The sequence below is a fragment of the Kocuria massiliensis genome (assembly GCF_900169715.1).
Lineage (GTDB): Bacteria > Actinomycetota > Actinomycetes > Actinomycetales > Micrococcaceae > Rothia > Rothia massiliensis.
In genome coordinates this window covers 1,137,967-1,158,661 of the sequence record NZ_LT835161.1, presented here as the reverse complement: position 1 = coordinate 1,158,661, position 20,695 = coordinate 1,137,967, and the positions used below count along the sequence as shown (strand labels likewise).

At 58.1% G+C, this 20,695-nt stretch carries 20 protein-coding genes; 4 read left to right on the top strand and 16 right to left on the bottom strand.

Going from position 1 to position 20,695, the window contains the following annotated elements:
• Positions 1–466: 466 nt before the first annotated feature.
• The 4 genes from qcrB to ctaE are packed head-to-tail and all read right to left on the bottom strand — an operon-like array spanning position 467 to position 4,775.
• Positions 467–2,095 carry a cytochrome bc1 complex cytochrome b subunit gene (qcrB, locus tag B9Y51_RS09525; RefSeq protein ID WP_048678329.1) on the bottom strand — a complete coding sequence of 543 codons (1,629 nt, stop codon included), beginning with the start codon at positions 2,093–2,095 and terminating at the stop codon, positions 467–469.
• Between the two features lie 2 nt (positions 2,096–2,097).
• Positions 2,098–3,189: a cytochrome bc1 complex Rieske iron-sulfur subunit gene (qcrA, locus tag B9Y51_RS09520; RefSeq protein ID WP_048678327.1), complete on the bottom strand. Its 1,092-nt coding sequence runs from the start codon at positions 3,187–3,189 to the stop codon at positions 2,098–2,100.
• A 58-nt stretch (positions 3,190–3,247) separates the two neighbouring features.
• Entirely contained in the window at positions 3,248–4,042 is a 795-nt protein-coding gene (gene qcrC / locus B9Y51_RS09515; RefSeq protein WP_085529512.1) for a cytochrome bc1 complex diheme cytochrome c subunit, read from the bottom strand.
• 58 nt (positions 4,043–4,100) lie between these two features.
• Positions 4,101–4,775 (bottom strand): aa3-type cytochrome oxidase subunit III, encoded by a 675-nt coding sequence (gene ctaE, locus B9Y51_RS09510; RefSeq protein ID WP_082156609.1) that lies wholly within the window; start codon positions 4,773–4,775, stop codon positions 4,101–4,103.
• Between the two features lie 215 nt (positions 4,776–4,990).
• Here ctaE and trpD point away from each other — a divergent pair, with 215 nt between their 5' ends.
• Positions 4,991–6,046 carry an anthranilate phosphoribosyltransferase gene (trpD, locus tag B9Y51_RS09505; protein WP_048678322.1) on the top strand — a complete coding sequence of 352 codons (1,056 nt, stop codon included), beginning with the start codon at positions 4,991–4,993 and terminating at the stop codon, positions 6,044–6,046.
• Between the two features lie 58 nt (positions 6,047–6,104).
• Here trpD and B9Y51_RS09500 read toward each other — a convergent pair whose 3' ends face one another.
• The gene (locus B9Y51_RS09500; RefSeq protein WP_218189210.1) at positions 6,105–6,518 is read right to left on the bottom strand and encodes a DUF3054 domain-containing protein; all 414 of its coding nucleotides are present in this window, start codon (positions 6,516–6,518) and stop codon (positions 6,105–6,107) included.
• Positions 6,519–6,692: 174 nt separating this feature from the next.
• Here B9Y51_RS09500 and B9Y51_RS09495 point away from each other — a divergent pair, with 174 nt between their 5' ends.
• The 3 genes from B9Y51_RS09495 (at position 6,693) to B9Y51_RS09485 (ending at position 8,930) form a co-directional block, all read left to right on the top strand.
• Entirely contained in the window at positions 6,693–7,175 is a 483-nt protein-coding gene (locus tag B9Y51_RS09495) for an NfeD family protein (protein ID WP_245826129.1), read from the top strand.
• Positions 7,176–7,210: 35 nt separating this feature from the next.
• Positions 7,211–8,389: an SPFH domain-containing protein gene (locus tag B9Y51_RS09490; protein WP_085529510.1), complete on the top strand. Its 1,179-nt coding sequence runs from the start codon at positions 7,211–7,213 to the stop codon at positions 8,387–8,389.
• 190 nt (positions 8,390–8,579) lie between these two features.
• The gene (locus B9Y51_RS09485; protein WP_048678316.1) at positions 8,580–8,930 is read left to right on the top strand and encodes an RNA polymerase-binding protein RbpA; all 351 of its coding nucleotides are present in this window, start codon (positions 8,580–8,582) and stop codon (positions 8,928–8,930) included.
• A gap of 120 nt (positions 8,931–9,050) precedes the next feature.
• Here the strand turns inward: B9Y51_RS09485 and B9Y51_RS09480 are convergent, their stop codons facing one another.
• The 11 genes from B9Y51_RS09480 to B9Y51_RS09430 form a co-directional block, all read right to left on the bottom strand.
• A complete protein-coding gene (locus B9Y51_RS09480) occupies positions 9,051–9,800 on the bottom strand; it encodes a polyprenol monophosphomannose synthase (protein ID WP_281252096.1) in 750 nt (249 codons plus the stop codon).
• Between the two features lie 129 nt (positions 9,801–9,929).
• Positions 9,930–10,778: a hypothetical protein gene (locus B9Y51_RS11255; RefSeq protein ID WP_177345062.1), complete on the bottom strand. Its 849-nt coding sequence runs from the start codon at positions 10,776–10,778 to the stop codon at positions 9,930–9,932.
• 17 nt (positions 10,779–10,795) lie between these two features.
• Positions 10,796–13,627: a DEAD/DEAH box helicase gene (locus B9Y51_RS09470; protein WP_085529508.1), complete on the bottom strand. Its 2,832-nt coding sequence runs from the start codon at positions 13,625–13,627 to the stop codon at positions 10,796–10,798.
• Positions 13,628–13,711: 84 nt separating this feature from the next.
• Complete coding sequence (gene tatC, locus B9Y51_RS09465) at positions 13,712–14,566, bottom strand: twin-arginine translocase subunit TatC (RefSeq protein ID WP_085529507.1); 855 nt, start codon at positions 14,564–14,566, stop codon at positions 13,712–13,714.
• A gap of 90 nt (positions 14,567–14,656) precedes the next feature.
• Positions 14,657–14,962 carry a Sec-independent protein translocase subunit TatA gene (gene tatA / locus B9Y51_RS09460; RefSeq protein WP_048678309.1) on the bottom strand — a complete coding sequence of 102 codons (306 nt, stop codon included), beginning with the start codon at positions 14,960–14,962 and terminating at the stop codon, positions 14,657–14,659.
• Positions 14,952–15,323, bottom strand: coding sequence for a hypothetical protein (locus B9Y51_RS09455; protein ID WP_048678308.1), 372 nt, complete (start codon positions 15,321–15,323; stop codon positions 14,952–14,954). Before B9Y51_RS09455 ends, tatA begins: the two co-directional genes overlap by 11 nt.
• 397 nt (positions 15,324–15,720) lie before the next feature.
• Positions 15,721–17,499 (bottom strand): helix-turn-helix transcriptional regulator, encoded by a 1,779-nt coding sequence (locus tag B9Y51_RS09450; RefSeq protein ID WP_085529505.1) that lies wholly within the window; start codon positions 17,497–17,499, stop codon positions 15,721–15,723.
• A 40-nt stretch (positions 17,500–17,539) separates the two neighbouring features.
• On the bottom strand, positions 17,540–17,935 hold the full coding sequence (locus tag B9Y51_RS09445; RefSeq protein WP_048678306.1) for an FKBP-type peptidyl-prolyl cis-trans isomerase: 396 nt from the start codon (positions 17,933–17,935) through the stop codon (positions 17,540–17,542).
• A 52-nt stretch (positions 17,936–17,987) separates the two neighbouring features.
• Positions 17,988–18,947, bottom strand: coding sequence for an FKBP-type peptidyl-prolyl cis-trans isomerase (locus B9Y51_RS09440; protein ID WP_048678305.1), 960 nt, complete (start codon positions 18,945–18,947; stop codon positions 17,988–17,990).
• 98 nt (positions 18,948–19,045) lie between these two features.
• Complete coding sequence (pafA, locus tag B9Y51_RS09435) at positions 19,046–20,479, bottom strand: Pup--protein ligase (RefSeq protein WP_085529504.1); 1,434 nt, start codon at positions 20,477–20,479, stop codon at positions 19,046–19,048.
• 5 nt (positions 20,480–20,484) lie between these two features.
• Positions 20,485–20,685, bottom strand: a complete 201-nt coding sequence (locus tag B9Y51_RS09430) for a ubiquitin-like protein Pup (protein ID WP_085529503.1) — start codon at positions 20,683–20,685, stop codon at positions 20,485–20,487.
• Positions 20,686–20,695: the final 10 nt, after the last annotated feature.

Sequence of the window (20,695 nt, the reverse complement as noted above, 5' to 3'; positions counted from 1 at the left end):
TCCCGCCGAGGCCACTGGGAGAGAAGTTTCGAGCGGATAGAATCGACACGTGGTTCTTCGGTATTTGCGCAGCCGGTCTATCGGTTGCTCGACAACGATCTGACAGGAAATGAGGGAGAGCGCACCCCACACGTACAGGTGCTAAGAAGTGCTCCCCGGAAAGTTACCTGCCGATGTGTCACCTCCATGAGTGGACGGACAATGGGAGACCACCGACGGAGTAGAGCGAATCTATTGGGTAGCCACGACGCCGGTGGACAAAGGCGTCTAGAACCACTAGACGACTCCGCCACAAGAACTGGCCTGAAGCGGGCGGCGAGAATACCCCGCCTCCGTCAACGTGCAGACGGCGGTTGTAGCTCCCGGTACTCCATCAATCCAGCTAGCGCATGAAGAAAGGCCCTCGAACTCCATTACGGAGTTCGAGGGCCTTTCCTAGACGAGGTATTTGGCCTAGCCGTGAAGACTAGTGACCGCCTGCCTCAATCTCGTGATGCTTGTGAGCAGCTTCCAGCTCAGAGGGAGTTACGGGAGCAACCCTGTCCTCAAAGAACAAGCGGGAGATGCGACCGCGAACCTTCTCGGCGCCAGTGATCTTGCCCTTCTTGTTCGGCTGAGCGGGAGTGACCTTCGGGGAGTTGAAGTCCACCAGGCGGTACATGTCGTACTCATTGAGAGGCTCATGTACTTCGATGAATTCACCGTGGGGAAGTTGAACGACCCGGCCGGTTTCGACACCGTGGAGGACCAATTCGCGGTCTTTCCTCTGCAAGGAGAGGCAGATCCTGCGCGTGATCTCGAAGGCGATGAACGGTCCGAAGAAGAACAGGAACCGGAGCACGTAGGCGACGTCGTTGAGAGCGACGTGGAAGTGCGTCGCGATCAAGTCGGAGCTTGCCGCAGTCATCATGACGGCGTACCAGGTCACACCGGCCACGCCTGCGCCCGTACGGAACGGAGCGTTACGGGGGCGATCCAGGATGTTGTGTTCACGGTTGTCCTTGGTAACCCAACGTTCGATCCACGGCCACAGGAAGAAGCAGCCCAACAGGATCGCAGCGGGCACCATCGGGAGCAACACTGCCAACACCCAGGTGCCACCTGCCTGCAACTGCCAGTGGAAGGGCCAGGAGCCCGGCATCAGACGTAGTGCGCCATCGACCCAACCGATATACCAGTCAGGCTGCGTACCTGCCTGAACAGGGGAGGGATCGTAGGGACCGTAGTTCCAAATGGCGTTGATCGTGACGGTTCCGGCCATCAAGGCGATGATTCCGAAGACCACGAAGAAGAACCCGCCTGCCTTGGCGGCGTAAACCGGACCAACAGGGAAGCCGACAACGTTCTTTTCGGTACGTCCGGGGCCGGGGTACTGGGTGTGCTTGTGGACGACCACCATGAAGAGGTGAATAGCGACCGTGAGCAAGATGAGCGCGGGCACAATCATGATGTGCAACGTGTACAAGCGGCCGATGACGGCGTGGCCTGGGAACTCACCCCCGAAGAAGAAGAGCGAGAGGTGAGTACCGACCAGCGGGATCGCCTTCATGACGCCGTCGATAATGCGGAGACCGTTACCGGACAGCACGTCATCGGGGAGTGAATAACCGGTGAATCCGGCAGCCATGGAGAGCACGAACAGCATGCCGCCCACAACCCAGTTCAACTCGCGAGGGCGACGGAATGCGCCAGTGAAGAACACGCGCATCATGTGCACAGCAATGGCGACGACGAACATGAGAGCGGCCCAGTGATGGACCTGACGCATAAACAAGCCGCCACGGATATCGAACGAGATATGCAATGCGGATGCATATGCCGCCGACATCTCGACGCCCTTCATGGGTACGTAGCTACCGTCGTAGACCTTAGAGGTCATCGACGGGTCGAAGAAGAAGGTCAGGTAGGTTCCCGAGAGAATCAGGATGACGAGGCTGTATAGAGCGACTTCGCCAAACATGAAGGACCAGTGATCCGGGAAGATCTTGCGGCCAAATTCACGCACGATTCCCGACATGCCCACTCGAGTATCAACAAAGTTCGCGATACGGCCGGGGGTGGTCGAGGCCTGGTATTCGTTTACGGCATTAGACATGATTAAGCCTCACTCGCCATCTCTTGCTTTTGCTTGCCGCGTTCCCAGTAGGCCGGGCCAACCGGCTCGTGGAAGTCGCTGCGGGCAACGAGGTAGCCCTCGGAATCGACGGTGATCGGAAGCTGCGGCAACGCGTGGGCGGCGGGGCCGAAGACCACGGCGCACTCATTTGCAGCGTCGAACGTTGACTGGTGGCAGGGGCACAGCAGGTGGTGCGTCCGCTGCTCGTACAGAGCGATGGGGCAACCAACGTGCGTGCAAACCTTGGAGTAGGCGATGATGCCGTCGACGTTCCAGTCCTTGCGATCCTCGGAAACGTGCAACTCCTCCGGATCCATGCGCATCAGAAGAACAACGGCCTTGGCCTTTTCCTCGAGGTAACCATCTTCGTGGGAGATATCGAGAATGTTCTCGGGAAGAACGTGGTAAGCGGAGCCCATGGTCACGTCGGCGGCCTTGATGGGAGTTCCGGAAGGGTCGCGAACCAGGCGAACTCCCTTATCCCACAAGGTGTGAGAGAGAACCTTGGTATCGATCGGCCCGAGTTCGCGGAACAGAGTCACAAAGGTGAGGGGCGCCAGGATAATGGCACCGATCAAGGTGTTCCGCATCAGAGGACGACGCTTCACACCGGATTCGTCGATGATTGTTTCGACGATCTCCTGAGCTTCCGCTCGTGAATCCTCGGAGCTGATTTCGTGACGCATCTCGACCATCTCGTGGTCAGGCATCAGCGTACGTGCCCAGTGAACAATGCCGATTCCGATGCCGAACATCGTGCACGCAATACCGAGACCGAGAAGCAGGTTCTGCAAGCGCAGATTGCTGGTGGGATCCGGGTTATTGACGTCGTACATGTCGCCGTTAGCTTTGATCGCGAAGAACCCGATCCAGAAAATGAAAGCGCCAACGATCGACAGAATGAACAGCCAGGAGACCTGATGTTCGGCACGCTTAGCACGCCGAGGATCAAGGTCGGTCAGACGTGGTTCGTGATGCGGCAGACCAGGATCCGGAAATTTTTCCTGGTTCTGATCTTCTGAGGTAGCAACGGCGCCGGAATGATCCGGTGCTCCGTCACGATGGTTGCCCATGTGTTCCTCTAACTTCCTTGGTACGAGCTACTAGTAAGTGTGTGATGCCCTGCTGGGCTTATGCGGACCGCGAGGTCAGCCAGACGGTGAAGCCTACGACGACTCCGAGTCCGATAGTCCAGATGAACAAGCCTTCAGAAACCGGGCCAAGGGAGCCCAGCGCGAGTCCGCCGGGGGAGCTGTTGGTTTCTTGTGCCTTCAGGTAAGTGATGACATCGCGCTTTTCGTCGGGCGTGATGTTGGCGTCGTTGAACACCGGCATGTTTTGCGGGCCGGTTTCCATGGCCTCGTAGATGTGCTGCTCGGAGACGCCCATGAGCGTCGGCGCGAACTTGCCGCGAGTCAGGGCACCGCCGGCGCCTGCCGCGTTGTGGCACATGGCGCAGTTGGCCAGGAAGACCTTGGCGCCGTTAGCGGCATCGCCCTTGCTCGTGTCCAAGGATTCCGCATCCGGCACGCCGGGGCCTGCACCCAAGGAAGAAACGTAGGCGGCGAGCTGCTTGGTCTGCTCGTCGTTGAACTGACCCGGCTTGATCTGGGCCTGAGTACCCTGCATCTGCATGGGCATACGGCCCGTGCCGACCTGGAAGTCCACCGCGGCCGCGCCGACACCGATCAGGGACGGCCCGTCCTGGGTGCCTTCAGCACTCGTGCCGTGGCAAGTGGCGCAGTTCGACTGGAACAACTTTTGTCCGGCAGCAATGTCATCTGCTGTGTAGCTCTGTGAGGAGTCGGCCTTGGCCTGGTTGGTGGCTGAGGCAACTGCATAGAGGCCGCCAGTCAGGACAAGAGCGACAGCCAAAAGAATGATGGCCGCCAGCGGATGACGCCGCTTTTGAGAAAGTGCCTTCACGTCAGGAGTTCCTTTGTCTGTGTGTGATTGATGTGGGGACGGACCGCTGAAACGACGTCTACTTGACGAAGTAGACGACGAGGAACAGCACAATCCAGACCACGTCGACGAAGTGCCAGTAGTAGGACACCACGATTGCCGAGGTCGCTTCGTAATGACCGAAGCGCTTGGCAACATAGGCGCGCCCAATGATGAACAGGAATGCGATGAGTCCCGCAGTCACGTGAAGAGCGTGGAATCCGGTGGTGATGTAGAACGCCGAACCATAGGCGCTACCGGCAATCGAGACGCCCTCCGAGACGAGGGTTGCATATTCCATCGACTGGATGCTGACGAAGAACGCGCCCATGATGAAGGTGAGGAAGAACCACTCGATCATTCCCCACTGGCCGACCTGCCAGATAGAACCGGTGCGTCGTGCCTTGAGCTGTTCCGCCTTGAACACGCCAAACTGGCAAGTGACCGAACTCAAGACGAGGACGATCGTATTTGCCAGCGCGAGCGGAACATCAAGGTGGTGGGTGTTTTCGGCCCACACCTCGGGCACCGTGGCGCGCAGGGTGAAGTACATGGCAAAGAGTCCGGCGAAGAACATCAGCTCACTCGCGAGCCAAACCACCGTGCCAACGGACACGATGTTCGGGCGATTGAGCGTCGGTTGTGCCGACTTACTGTGAGTTTGGGTTGCAGTTGTCACATAGACATTATGTCGGTAAAACTCCCGTCGAACCAACAGGAACGCCGTTTGTGCCCTCCGGCGTGTCACGGAGCGTGCCGCAGATCGTTGGAAATCCGCGGGAATTCGGGGCTTTTCGCGCCCTGTAGGTATTAAGGTCACGTAACGGTGGGACGAGGGCCACACGTGTTTATCCAGGGAGCGTCCAGGGATACGTCAGGGTTCGAGAGTATCGCTGACAGGTGCGGGCTGTGATCCCGTAAGGTTGAGGGATGAACGATTCGTCACTCCACGCACGTGAAACCAGCTGGAAGTCGCTGATCAACGCGATTGAACGTCACGAAGATCTGACCTACGACGAGGCTGCCTGGGCCATGAAAGACATGATGACCGGCGCTGCCGACCCGGTCCACGTTGCGGCCTTCTTGGTGGGTTTGCATACCAAGGGGGAGACGGCCGAGGAACTTCACGGGCTTTCCGAACAAATGCTCAGCATGGCCAAGGATTATCACGGCCCGCGCGACGCCGTGGACATCGTGGGCACCGGGGGAGACCAGCACAATACGGTCAACATTTCGACGATGGCTTCGTTGGTCATTGCCGGGACGGGCCTGAAGGTCGTCAAGCATGGAAACAGGGCGTCGTCGTCCTCCACGGGGTCCGCGGATGCTCTTGAGCGCCTAGGTTTGCCGCTGGATGCGCCTGCTGATCGCGTCGAAGCCTCCGCCGATGAGGTCGGAATCTCGTTCCTCTTCGCGAATACATACCATCCGGCCATGAGATATATCGGCCCGATCCGGAAGACGCTGGGCGTCCCGACGATCTTTAACTTTTTGGGACCGCTAGCTAATCCCGCTCGGGTCGATTCATCCGTTATCGGTGTATCGAATGCTCGGATTGCACCACTTATGGCGGATGTTTTTGCTCGTCGTCGGCAACACGCCTTGGTATTTATCGGGCCACTCAATCTCGATGAATTGAGCTTGATCGGCCCGTCCCGCATCTGGGAGGCGTTCGATGGGCAGATTCAGGAGAGCGTCATTGAAGTTGCCGATTTGAACCTGCCCTCGAATACGTTGGGCGACATCACCGGTAAGGATGCCGAATTCAACGCAGATGTGATTCGGCGGGTCATTGCGGGGGAGAAGGGGCCGATTCGCGACACCGTGGTCCTTAATGCGGCCGCTGGTCTGGTATCGGCCTCGAGCGATGTGGATCGGCCCTTGCCGGACCGGTTGAACGAGGCCATACATAGTGCGGAGGAGTCCATCGATTCCGGAAGCGCGCATCGTGTGCTGCAGGATTGGATTCGGTTCCTCCAAGATTAACCTTAGGTATAAGTTGAAGGTTAGTGATACGCTCGGGGAGTAGCCAGCGTTTTTTGCTTTACTTCGCGGTCGGACCGTGCGCGAATCGCTGAATCAAGCGAATTACGAGGCGGAATCCCAGGAGAAAAACGCCGGTCGCGATGGTTGCGACGATGATGAACGACCAGTGCGTCCCGGCACCTGTGATCGCGCGAAGAATCATGCCGACGACGACGGTGGAGACCCATATGGCGACTCCGGTAGGAAAGATGATTTCAGGTCGACGCCACGCGCGACTGACGATCCATCCCACGGCGCCGCCCACGAGGAACGGCCATGCCGTCATGGCAATACCCGAAATAGCTTCTCCGTGAGAGGCTCGGCCGATGCCAGCGAAGATCATGATCAAGAGTGCATCGATGATGGCAAAGGCCCAAACGGGCATAGATGGTGCTGCGCGGCGTTCGGAGTGAAGTGTGGGGGAAGGAGTCATGCGTCGAATCTACCGCGGACATGGATTCGGCAGCCAATAGGGGCGTCCAGATTCTTGTACTTTACATAATGTAGATTATCGGTTGTATAGATCTCTGCCTGGACGGTCTGCCGTTGATGTATTCGCCGACCGAATCATGCACGATAGATATATACCCCGTGAAAGGACTCAATCGTGCTGACGTGGATTGTCGAGAATCCGGTGGACGTCTGGCTCATAGCAGCGATCATTTTGGGCGTCATCGAAATGCTGTCGCTCGACTTTTTCTGCTTGATGCTTTCGTTCGGTTGCCTAGCTGCAATGCTGACAGCATTGGCAGTTGATAGCTGGACGGTCCAAGTCATCGTTTTCGCTGTCGTGGCAATTCTTCTGCTGTTCTTGGTGCGTCCCATTATGCTGCGACGTCTTCGTCGGAATTCCCCACACGCTCCGACCAATGTCGACCGACTGATCGGCCAACACGTGGAAGTTTTGGAGGCCGTGTCCGACAAGACGGGACTCATTCGGCTTGAAGGCGATCATTGGACGGCGCGAACCGTTGGTGATTCGGCGCCGATTCCTACTGGACACGAAGCTGTCGTTCAACGCATTGAGGGTGCAACAGCAATCGTGAGCAATGAAGCTCCCGAGACAGAACAAGATAGCACCACACTCTAGATCCCGAATAAAAGAACCACCTGAAAGGTAGTCGCATGACCCCGCTCATCATCGTGCTGGTCCTGATCATCATTTTTGTGGTGATCACGGTCTTTAAAGCAGTGCGGATTATCCCCCAAGCCCGTGCAGGAATCGTGGAACGTCTCGGTAAATACCAGACGACGCTCAATCCGGGATTGCACTTTATCGTCCCATTCATTGACAGGGTTCTCCCTCTGATCGATCTTCGCGAACAGGTCGTCTCGTTTCCCTCGCAGTCCGTGATTACTGAAGACAACCTCGTCGTCGGAATCGATACCGTGGTCTATTTCCAGGTGACGGATCCTCGTGCCGCTACATACGAAATCACCAACTACATTCACGCCGTGGATGAGCTCACGAGCGCGACCTTGCGTAACGTCGTCGGTGGCCTCAATCTTGAGCAGACGTTGACCTCCCGCGACCAGATCAATGCGGAGCTCCGTGGCGTGTTGGACAGCACCACAGGACGCTGGGGTCTGCGCGTCTCCCGCGTGGATATCAAGGAAATTCAGCCCCCGGTATCCATTCAGGATTCGATGGAAAAGCAAATGCGTGCTGAGCGGGATCGTCGTGCAGCGATTCTTACCGCTGAGGGACAGAAGCAATCGCAGATTCTCACCGCAGAAGGTGAACGCCAGGCGGCGATTCTTTCGGCAGAAGGTGACGCTAAGGCCTCGATTCTTCGCGCCGACGGTGAGGCTCAGGCCATTCATAAGGTCTTCAGCGCGATTCACAAGGCGAAGCCGAGCCAGAAGCTGCTCAGTTACCAGTACCTTCAGACCTTGCCGAAGCTTGCTGAAGGCGATGCCAACAAGCTGTGGTTCATTCCGACCGAGCTGGGCGATGCGCTGCGTGGTATCGGTAAGGCCTTTGGCGACGACGGCTCTGGGGTTGACCCCATGAACCCCTTCACCAACGTCTCCGACGATGAGGAGGACGTCGAGGTTCCGGACGACGTCGACGACCCGATCGTGGACTCCCCTGTGCTCAAAGTGACCGAGGACGATCTCAAGGCAGATCCGAATCAGACGATGGTGGACCCAGACGAATTTGAGATGCCGCCGTCGAGCATTGATGTCGACTCGACCCCGACAGCTGATCGCGATGAGGTCCCAGGGACGACGAACGCGTCCAATGAGGGCGGATCCACGGGGCAGTCCCCCAGCACCTATGGGATCCCTGGAGACAAATAGGTCATTTAGGTTTCCCGATGAATGCCGTTCATCTCGTCCCTGCGGGGCGGTTGGGCGGCATTCGTCGTCCGGGACCCGAAATTTCGGTGTTCATGGTGATCAATGAGACCATGGAAGGGAATAAATGAGGGCGTGCCAGCGCTGATGGGATCAGCGATAACTGTCTGGCACCGGGGAAGGATAAATATTTATGAGTGACCGTAGCCTGCGAGGCATGCGTTTGGGCTCTCAGTCCATGGAATCAGAGCAGGGCGTGGAGCCCGCTCCGCGTCAGCGTGTTGAGTACCGTACGGAAGACGGTGAGCAAGTCTTCGTCACTTTTGCGGTCGAAGCCGAGATTCCCGCGACCTGGTCGGCCAAGTCCGGTAAGCAAGCATATTTGGTTGATGGCTCCCGGCCGGAAGCTGGCAACGAAAAGCCGGTGCGTACCCACTGGGACATGCTGCTGGAACGACGCTCCATGGAAGAGTTGGAAGAGACTCTCCAGAAGCGCATCGAGTACTACCGTGATCGCTTGGACCTCGCCACGCCGGAGAAGTAACTCCCCCGGTCGTTCGAAGCGAGGAAATACGCCGAACGTCGAATGATCGTTCAGGAAATATGAAGGGGCGACACCCGCGTTGGGTGCCGCCCCTTCATCGTGTATAGCCGAGTGGCTTCCTTATGCCTTCGCCCGAGCGAGCTTATTTTTCAAGGTCTTGAGCCGTGCTCCAAGGCCCCATCGGGCAACCTTCGTCATGGATTCGAAGATCACGCCTGAATCCATTTTGGAGTCCCCGACCTCGCGCTCCACAAAGGTGATCGGAACTTCAGCGACAGTAAGGCCCTGTAGCTGAGTTCGCCAGCCCAAATCGATCTGAAAGCAGTAACCGACCGATTCAATGGTGTCGAGGTCAATTTTCGTCAGGGTTTCGCTTCTGAACGCGCGGTAGCCGGCGGTAATGTCCTTGACGGTGGTGCCCAACATGGTTCGGGCGTAGACGTTGGCTCCCCACGACAGGAACTGCCGGTGCCACGGCCAATTGACCGTCTTGCCGCCGGGAACGTAGCGTGAACCGATCGCAAGGTCGGCACCTTGCTCAACGGCTTCCAATAGGCCGCCGAGTTCTTCGGGGCGGTGTGAGCAATCGGCGTCCATCTCAACCAGGACGTCATAGCCGCGTTCGAGACCCCATTTGAATCCGGCAATATACGCCGCTCCAAGGCCACCTTTGCCTTCGCGATGCAGGACGTGAATCAATGAATCCTCTGCGGCGAGCCGGTCCGCGAGTTGGCCGGTCCCATCGGGGCTGTTGTCGTCCACCACAAGAACGTGCACTTCGGGCTGGGCAGCACGAAGGCGCTTCATGACCACGGGAAGAGCTTCAATCTCGTTAAACGTGGGGATCACGGTCAGGGTCTTAAGTCGCACTATGTATTCTCCTGCTGAGATCACGCGTCCTCGCGGATCCCCGATATGACGTTGGCCTTATTAATTGTACCGGCGGCTACCTTATCCCAGGTTGTCACCAATTCGGGTCACCCGAGGCGACCTGGGATGTCACCACGAAATCTCTCTCGAACCTACACGAGCAATCTGGGCTATTGGGAAAGAATGTTCGTTCAACTCCGGAAGCAATGGGGTCCTTGCCCGGGGGTCTGTACTCCATGCTGCGATGCGTGTGTCTGCCGTCTGCACCATGAGCGCTTCGGCCCGCCAGCCTACGAAGTCTGCGGGCGCGTCGGGAACGATTTGGCCGCCGAACGGTCCGCCGGCCCTAAACAGTCGCCTGAGCCCTCGTGTCTGAGCGGTGAACGTGGCGCGACTCGGCAAACCCACAGAATCTTGGGAATTCAGTCTCAGTCCTCGGGTCGCCCATTCCCAGGGGTTCAACGCCGTAGAGTCACCAACGACGCTACTGGAGCTGACCAGGCCGACAGCTGAGCCTGCCTTCAACTGGTCTTTCACGACGTCGATCCATTGCTCGTCGTTGAGGTCGGCGGACAGCAGGAGCCCGCTATCTTCGATGTCCGTGAAGTTTTGGCTTGTCTCGGCTACTCGGACGGCTGACGGGAGATCCAACGTTTGATCCGTGAATACCTGTCGAAGGTGCCATGAATCGTCCTGCGCCACGACGCTCGCCGTGTAGCCTGACTGCGCCAGTTGGACATCCGTATCTTGCGAAGCCTGAGAAGCGTCGATTCGCCCCACAAAACCCGGGACCAAAATCAGTCCGTCGAGGTCGACGGTGTGCATCGAGTCATCGACGACGGAGTCCGCGCCGGCCTCTTCCCCGACCCATACGACGCGCTCCCCCTGTACCAAGACGGCCGTCGCGAACGGGTCGGCTGGGCTATATACGGATCCATTCCGATACATGACGGTTTCATAGCCACGAAAAATTTCCAATGTCCTTATTCTCTTTCTCATGCCTCATCGAAAATGTCGCTGAACTCCGGAGTCTCGTCCTCGCCTGATGGCGCATCCAATTCATGAATGATGACTCCCCGTTTGATCAGTCCAATGGCGGCTTCACACACGGTGCGCCAGTCAGCATCATCGACGGCGTGACCCAACTGGTCTAGTGCGTCAATCACCTGTTTGGTAGCTCGGACGAAGTCCCCCGCAACGAGGTCGGACCGTTCTAGGGACTGGGATAAGCTACCGCCTCTCGCCCACCGATAGATCGACCACATGAGCCCGACGTCGGGAACGGGCGTCTCTGGAAGCCTGTGGCGACGCTCTCGGCTCGTCAGCTCGGTCCACATCGCATGGAGCGAATCCACCCTGCCGCCTAATCCAGCGGGATACTGACGCATAAAGACCGTTTCTTCCCTCTTACCGGAAAAAACCAGAACCGACATCGCCGCACACAACGCCGCGGGATCCAGATCTTGGAAGTACCCGCCGTGTAAGGACAGTGTGGTCAAGAGATCGCGATCTCCATAAATCTTCCTCAGCGCTTCACCTTGTACTTGAAGCTCAGGTGTACCATCCCCTCCTGGGGCCACGTAGTCGTACTCCGCCAATAATTCGAGGATATGGGCGAATCGTTGAGCAATCGTGTTGGTTCGGGAGTCGATTTGATGCCGGAGTGAATCGGTTTCCTTCTTCAACTTCACCCAACGATTGAACCAGCGCTCGTGGTCTTCGCGTTCGGAACACCCATGGCATGGATGATTCTCGACGGCCTTGCGAAGACGCGCGATCCCCTCGCGCTCATCACGTCGATACTCGAACTCCGGAGATACAGGGGCCGAAATAGAGCGGGGCGGTTTTCCGGCGTCAAGTGCGGCTGTGGCGCGAGCCGACATGTCACGACGCTCTTCCGGGGTGCGCCCCGTGAAGTGTTTGGGAACCTTAACCCTTGAGATCACGTTGACGTCGCCGTCAAAGTCGGAGGGTCCCACCACACGGAGATGAGCGGAAAGGGTCACGATGCCAACCCGTGATTCAAACCCTCCTTGGGGTTTGCCGACGACGACCGCCGTTCCTGCACTCCTACCGCGCGGAATTTCGATCACGTCCCCTGGGGTGAGCAATTGCAACAAGGAATCAACGGCGTCGCGGTTCGCCCGTTTCCGGTCTCGCGCGAAGGCCTTTTCCTTTTGGTTTAGGTTGTACTTGAGGTTTGCATACTCCACGTAGTCGCCGAGGTGGCATGACATGGACTCTTCGTAGCCAGCAAGGGCCTTCTCTTGGCGACGGACCTTGGACGCCAGATTTACCACGGATTTATCGGCCTGGAACTGAGCAAAAGAAGACTCCAAAATGCTCATGGCCCGATCAGAACCAAAATGGTCCAGCAGATTGACCGACATATTGTACGTAGGGCGGAAGCTTGAATAGAGCGGATAGGTCCGTCGGGAAGCCAGCCCAGCAATTTGGCGGGCGTCCATGCCGTCGTCCCAGAGCACAACGGCATGGCCTTCGACGTCAATGCCTCGTCGTCCGGCTCGTCCAGTGAGCTGTGTGTACTCCCCCGGCGTGATGTCGACGTGTTGCTCGCCATTGAATTTGGACAGTTTTTCGATCACCACCGACCGCGCCGGCATGTTGATGCCCAAAGCAAGAGTCTCCGTGGCGAAGACCGCCTTCACGAGTCCCATCGAGAAGAGTTGTTCAACGATTTCCTTGAAGAGCGGCAACATGCCGGCGTGGTGAGCCGCAATTCCACGGCTCAAGCCTTCGCGCCACTGATCAAATCCCAGAACTCGAAGGTCCTTAAGATCAATCGCTGCTGTGGCCTCCGAAATGTAGGCCCGGATCAGCTGGGCTTGACGGTCGTCTGTGAGCCGAATGTCGGCATTGATGCACTGGCCCACGGCGTCGTCGCAAGCAGCTCTGGAGAAAATGAAGTAAATGGCCGGGAGAAGACCATCCTCTTCGAGGGAACGGAGGACCACGGGGCGTGGAGCGCGTCGCATCCGTGGTGACCCGGAACGACCGTGGCCCTTGCCCTTGCGTCCTCGCCGAGGTCCCCCACGTTTCGAGGTTGCCTTCAACAACTCGGTATTGACCTTGAGTTTCTCGGTGTCTCCTGAACGTACGATGTCAGCGGCGCGCGAGATGGTCGTGTTGTCGGCAAAGAGATCCAGCAGGCGATGTCCCGTCATGACGTGCTGCCACAGAGGCACGGGCCGATGCTCGGAAACGACTACCGTGGTGGAACCCCGGACGGTGTCGAGCCACTGCCCAAATTCCTCGGCATTGGAAATCGTGGCGGACAGGGACACAACCGCCACGGATTCTGGCAGGTGGATGATGACTTCTTCCCATACGGCACCGCGAAACCTATCGGCCAGGTAGTGAACTTCGTCCATGACGACGTAGCCGAGCGAGTCCAGCGTGCTCGATTGGGCGTACAACATATTCCGCAAGACCTCGGTGGTCATGACCATGATGGGGGCCTCGGAATTGACGGCCACGTCACCAGTCAGCAATCCGACGTTCTCGGAGCCGTAGGTCTTGCACAGGTCCTGGAATTTTTGGTTGGAGAGGGCCTTGATGGGGGTCGTATAGAAGGCCTTTTTGCCCTGTTGCTGACCCAAATAGACGGCGAACTCCCCCACCACAGTTTTGCCGGCTCCGGTGGGTGCCGCCACCAAAACGCCATCTCCCTGCTGGAGGACTTCGCAGGCTTCGCGCTGAAAATCATCCAGGGGAAAGTTCAGCGACTCTTCAAAGGCGCCAAGCGGAGAGCGCAAGTACTCGTTTCGCGCCCGAGCCGCGCGGTATTGGTCGGCGTAACTAGGCATATACCCCACCCTACCGGTCTAGATCCTTGACCTGACCGAATTCCGCTCACCGCCGGATGAGCGTCTTGGAGTATTCCCAGAACGTTAATCCTTGGGTTCGAGACCTAAATCCTTGAGTCGTCCGGCAGGGGTCGCCTGGTCGGCTTCCATTCCATAGGATTCTGCGAGTTTGGCGTTCTTCTTATCCCGTCGTTTGTCATTGAAGATACAAATCGCGATGGCGAGGAAGAACAGGAGAAGTAGCGGCGCCATGAGGTAGAACATCGTCATGACGTCGGTTCCTGGAGCAGTCATAGCAGCCAACAACGCAACGATGACCACGACCCAGCGCCAGGACTTGAGGATGGTCCGTCCGCGGATCAGCCCCATCATATTGACTCCAACCAGGGCCACTGGCACCACGAATGAAATTCCGAAGGAGAGAATCAGCTTGACGACAAACGAGATGTAGGTCTTGGCCTCGATGAAGTTTGACTGACCTTCGGGGGTAAATGCCGTGAGCGTGAAAACTGCGGCCGGCATGCACAGCCACGCAATGAAGATTCCGAGAAGAAAAAGCGGGACGGAGACTCCGATAAAGCTCAAGGCATAGAGCTTCTCCCGCTTATGAAGGGCCGGCATGATGTAGGCCCACAATTGGTAGAGCCACACTGGTGAGGCGAGGACCAAACCGATGGCCAGCGAAACCTGAACCATCACGTCAAAAGCGGAGGCCACTCCGTTGAAGTTGATGGTGGCGTGACGGCCATGCTCGGAGGCGATCTCGGCGATAGGCTCCGTGATCGCCTTCATGACGGGATTGTAAAAGAAAAACCCTGCGACGGCGCCGATGACCGTGGCGATGGCGGCCTTAATTAACCGATTGCGAAATTCCCGGAGATGCTCCCGCAGGGCCATCTGTGCCTCGGGATTTCCCTTCCGGCTGTACTTTGAAGCCATGTTTTCTGAGTGTCCTTGTGTCTCCAAGGTCGGTACAGCGCCAAGCGGTCCATGCCTTTCCAGCACGGACCTACTCGTCGAGACCAACGATCAGCGGTGCGACGTCCCCTGATCACGCACATTGGGCTCGGCGGTGGCGCCACCGGGCGCGTGCGAACCGTTCGAGTCGACGTCGCCATTGCTGACGACCTCTCCATTAACCACGCTGTTCTTCTGACCCTGGCCAGATTTGTCGGACTTGTCGTCCTTCATTTCTTTGACTTCGGACTTGAAGATACGCATGGACTGGCCCAAGCTTCGGGCCATGCCAGGAAGTTTCGGAGCGCCAAACAACAACAGGATGATGACCAGAAGGATCACCAAGTAGAGGGGGTGATCGAAGAGCCTACCGAGCATGAGATTTTCCTTTCTTATCACCGCGGTATAGGTCCCTCACGTTCTGAGGCTGACCGCGGTGGTCACGGCGCGCGATGCGTTGGGCGACGTGACGTTCGTGTCGCTTCGTGCGTTCGCGAAGATACTCCTCGCGAGCTTGATGAACGGGTATCAGAATGCCGGGAACCGGGGCTTCACGTATTCCGGTGGCCACAGAACTCGACGACTTCTCCCATCGCTCTGTCATATCTTGTCCAAGGGTGCCGATCTCATCCAACAGTTTGAAGAACCGACGGATGACCCACCACATCAGTAATCCGAGGACGGCCGCGGATACGAGGACGAGCGCCGTCCACAAGAGTATCCAAAACCACCAAGGCATGGGTTCCATTATACGCATCCATCAACTGTGAGTAGGCTGACCTGGCCGATCGCTTGGGTCACAGGGATTCTGTAGAATCCGGCGTCGATAGAGCTCTCTTCGCCATTCTGGTGCCCACAATTGTGGCTGCCACAATGCCATGCGCCCCGCGTGGTGCAACATCATCCGGTACAGACTGAACCAGCTGCGAACCCTAACCTCGATGAGCTGTCCCTCGATGCTGGAACCATCCGCACGCGATATCCGTGCCTGGCCGAGTTGAGTTCCATTCATGAGAGCCGAAAGCTCGGGGCACGAGGCATCGACCCACATGTGAGCGGTGGTATCTTGCGGCGATTCGTTGTCACCACCGTGAGCCGCCGTGGATTCAGCAGGGACACCCGGGACAGGTGGCGTCTCACGTTCGATGGCCCGAATAGATGCGACCCGGTAGGTGCGTTCTAGGCCGTCTTTGGCGTCGGCGGACAGGTGGCGTCTCACGTTCGATGGCCCGAATAGATGCGACCCGGTAGGTGCGTTCTAGGCCGTCTTTGGCGTCGGCGGCGCTGACGTACCACGTGGGTCCGTCTGCATAAACCTTAGTGGGCCGCACCGTGCGCCACGTAGCGGAGCTTTGCGACCGTGAACGGTACAGGATGCCTACATGACGGCCTTCGTCAGCTGCCTCGCGCAGGATAGACAGATGTTCCGTGGTAATGGATTCGAGATGGACCGAGAGCTGATCGGACTCGACGCTAGCGAGGGTCACCGTTTTTGCGAGCTTATCGGCGATGCCCCGAGTCTGCTCACGGTGTCCTGGGCTGATCTCCCCCAAAAGATGCAAGGCGAGAACGAGACGAATGGTCTGGTCAGGAGCGAGGCTGAGGGGCTGATCCAGCTCTCGCGGAAGCTCGACCCGGACGACGTCGTCATGTGCGTCCACCATCATGTAGGCGCTGCCCAGTAGCTCAGATCCAGCGTTGGCCAAGGCCATCAAATCCTTGTTGATTTGCGACGGCGGAATGTCCAGATGCTTCGCGATCTCTCCCGTCGTGCAACCCTGATGCGATCCGAGGAATGATGCGAGATCGACGAGACGAACGAACCGTCGCTCGCTCGCCTCTCGATGACGTTCCCTGCGCGGGGCTTCAATCTGCACGGCCCCCGAGGTATAGGCCGAGGAGACTTCGTCCTGCAATTCGACAGCGTGCCGAGCCTGTGCCTCGACCCGATCATTGATCTCCGCGCTGGAGAATCCAGCGTCGTTGCTGACCTCGACCGTGACAGCACCACCCAGTTCCGCGAGGCACCGGATCAACTCTTGGATATCCGGGACATCGACAGTAATCGATGCGCTCCCCACTTGGCCTTGCTCCATCGAGGAAGGAATTTCCGAGAGCGCATCCATCCCGCGAAGCGCTGTGCCGTCTTCGACCCAGTCCATGACCATGGGCCAAGCATGGGTGGGAAAGGTGAGTTTTACCGCAGGACTCTGAGATTCGGTGATTCCGGCAAGCACTCGAGCCATGGAAAACTCCGGGTCGGCTGCCGGTAGCGTGGTCCACGATTGCGTGATGGCGCTCATCCTGGACAAGCGGAACGTGCGAAAGGCTTTCCGGTCAGAGTCCCAACCACCGACGTACCAGTGCCCGAATCGTTGCCCTACTCCCCAGGGCCTCATGATGCGGGGCAAAGCGTCGAAGGAATCGACACGGCGGTAGTTGAAGCGCAATTCGGTGCCTTGGGCGAGAGCCTCAAGCACGAGATCGAGGTGATCTCCTCCCCCATTCAACGCCGGACTCCAGCGATTGTGAGGTTCGGTGGAATTCTCGTCACGATATCCGAGTCGCCTCACCGCGCGATCTACATCCCGTGCATAGTGAGGGTCCGACCAAAGGCGGGCCGCGACCCCCAGGGTCAACTTGTCGGAAGGCGAAAATGTTTCTTCCGACAGCCAGAGGCGATTGCGGTCCAGGCTATAGACCGGTTCTCCGCGCAAAGTATTCGTTTGCAGGCGCATCCCCAGACGCCGCAACGCCGATTTGTCTCGTTCGAAGGTCCGTTCAAAAGCCGCATCAGAGCTCGCACTCCGATATGCGTCAATACTCTCCCGGATGCGCGCCCTGGTCATGGGGCGCTCTTGGGAGACGAGGAGACTGTATAAGGCGAAGAGCCTCTCAGGTACGGTCGTAGCCATGAGAACTGAGCGGGGCCGCCGAAGCGACCCCGCTCCTGAACTATCGGGCGTCCACGAGGTCCACGACGAAGACGAGCGCCTGGTTAGGCCCGATGGCTCCCCCAGCGCCCCGCTCGCCGTAGGCCATCTGAGACGGAATCTCGAGACGGCGGCGGCCTCCGACCTTCATGCCGAGAAGCCCCTGATCCCAACCCTCGATGACCTGGCCAACACCCGCTCGGAATGCGAGCGGTTCGCCACGGTTCCATGAAGCGTCAAATTCTTCACCGTCTTCGTAAGTCACGCCCACGTAATGGCACTGAACCTGGTCTCCGGGCTGAACCTCGTGGCCCGCGCCTTCGATGATGTCGATGCTCCGTAATTCGGTGGGAACCGGGCCGTCGGGGAAATCTACCTCAGGTTTGGTGCGATCCAGATTGCGTTGTCCAAATGACATATCGATCCTTTCTGAGAGCCCCGCGGGATGCCTCCGCGATAGCTCGAGAGTTCTACTTCTGTGTTGTGCCCTGGCCGGTGCCCTGCCCCGCGCCCTGAGCGGGATCGGCCTTCGACGTCCCGAGAATGTCGACGACGAAGACCAACGGTCCTGCCGGTTGCTGTGCGTTTGCACCCAAGGATTCCTTGGTGCCATAAGCCTTATCCGTCGGTACGACCAAGAGCACCCGGTCACCGACCTTCTTGCCCTTGAGGCCCTCGGTCCAGCCCTTGATGACCTGGTTCAGCGGGAACCCGTTTGGGTCTTTAGTCCAGTTCGAATCAAACTGTTTTCCGTCCGACCACTTCACACCGGAGTACTTGACGAAAACTTGGTCACTTTCCTTGACCTCATCACCGTTGCCATTGATCAGGTTTTGCGAGGTCAACGTCGTCGGATCAGGCTGGCCCTCGGGGATCGAAATCTCCGGTCCGCTGTCCTTCATCGTGACCTTCGGTAGCCCTTCCTTCGGAGGAACTGTTTCTCCGTCGGCCGACTTTTTCAGCTTCTTCGAAATGCTGTAGATCTCGACGGCACTGGCATCCGAACCGCCCGATGCGCCTGCGCTGGCGTTGTCTTGGGGCTTCTTCGCGTAGGCGAATGTGGTTCCAACCTTGGAATCCTTGAGGATGTCGTAGACCTTCGGCAGCTTGTCCTTCAAGTCGTCATTGACGGTAATCGGGATGGGAGCGCCGGAATAGGTGTCCCCTTGGCTCTTTTGGTCCGCTCCGTTGAAAACAGCCGCGTTGACGAGGATGGTGTCTCCCGTGCCAACCTTCTCTCCGTCACCTTCCTTGAGCTGACGCGTTGAGTCGTCTTTCACGGTCAACGGGGTCTCAAAGGAGATCGACGGCGCCTTGTCCGCGCCTTGATCCTTGTAGTCGATGGAGTCGAGGCCGTGATCATTGCTGCAACCGGCCAAGGCAAGCGCCAGGGCTACGGTTGCGGCAGAGATTTTCAGGGATCTACGCACGGAATATTTCCTCACTGTGTTTGCGGTCGGGACGATTCGTGACGTCCAAGGGCACGGCGTCGACTCTAGATGACTCGACGGCGAAATTCCTGGACGTGTCAGATCAGCGGTGGCATGGGGGTTGACCCCGAAGCCGTCGCTTCTCGCAGGAGTTCTATGGTTCGTTCAATGTCCTCATCGAACGTGGCGAAGGGATCCTGGCATACATGGGCCATCGCGGGGACATTATTAATCTTGTAGTGGACCCAATCCACCGTGTAGTCGGACCCGGCGTGTTGTGCAGCGGCGATAAACCGACCGCGAATCCGGGCACGAGTTTCCGGCGAAACGGACTCCGCGCGGATAACGCTTTCCTCATCGATCCAACGCCTTGCTTGGCCTTTGCGTTCGAGAAGATAGTAGATACCGCGGGCCCGATTGATGTCGTGATAAGCCAAGTCCAGTTGGGCCATTTTAGGATCTGAATAATCGCAGCCACGCTTTGCGGCGGTACGGTCGAGCAATTTCTTCTTGATCGCCCAGTCGATTTCGGTGTCGATGGAGGATGTATCTTGACGGTCTACCGCGTCCAAGGTGCGCGCCCAAAGATCCATGACATAGTCCGTTTCCGAACGGTGAGACCCATGTGCTGCCAAGAAGCTCTGTGCCGCCTCTAGGTAATACCGTTGCAGGTCCAAGGCCGACATGTGTCGTCCGTCTTTCAGCTCGACCGTTTCGCGACCGGTGAGATCGTGAGAGATCGTCCTGAGCGCCTGGCCCGTATTTGCGAGTTCCAGGTCCTCGAGGTTCGCGTGATCTTCGATCATTCTCAAGATGACGTCTGTCATGCCCAGCCGAGCCAAGGTCGTGGTCTCGGACATGTTGGAATCTCCCACGATGACGTGGAGGCGGCGATACTGTGAGGCATCGGCGTGAGGCTCGTCGCGGGTATTGATGAGGGGGCGCGATCTCGTGGTCGCCGAGGATGAAGCCTCCCATACATAGTCGGCGCGTTGTGAGAACGAGTACGAAGCCTCGCCCGTTCCAGGAGCGCCTTGGGCCTCGGGCGGACCGGTTGGGTGGACTCGACCCGCGCCCACCACGATCTGCCGGCTGACGAGGAACGGAACCAAGAAGCGAACGAGGCGTGAAAACTCTGCTTTCCTCGAAAGTAAATAGTTCTCGTGAGAGCCAAACGAGTGGCCGGCAGAATCGACGTTGTTCTTGAAAAGGTGCAATCGCCCGGGCATGTCCTGGGCTATCAGGGCTTCCTCGGCGCGTTGCGCCAAGCGCTCAAAGAGCCGTTCGCCGGCCTTGTCTTGCCGTACGAGGTCCGTCAGCTCGGCGCATTCTGCCGTTGCGTATTCCGGGTGCGATCCGACGTCCAAATACAGCCGAGCGCCGTTTTCGAGGAACACGTTCGACGAGCGGCCCCAATCCACGACAGGGCGGAACAGCTTCCGTGCTGCCTCCTCGGGACCCAAATGGCCCATCCCTGACATGGAAAATCGGATGCCAAACTCGGTTTCTACTCCGAAGATCCTGCGTTGCATGTAGCCTACTGGCCGCCCTTCTGGACGAACCCACGGACGTAGTCTTCCGCGTTTTCTTCCAGAACGCTGTCGATTTCATCCAAGATGTCGTCGGTTTCGCTGACGAGATCGTGGTCCAGGGAATGTTCACCCCGCACAAGGCTCACGTCTTCTTCTTGCGACTGATCCTGTGCCGACGGCTGCGATGATTCACGAAATTGTGCCACGGTGATCCTG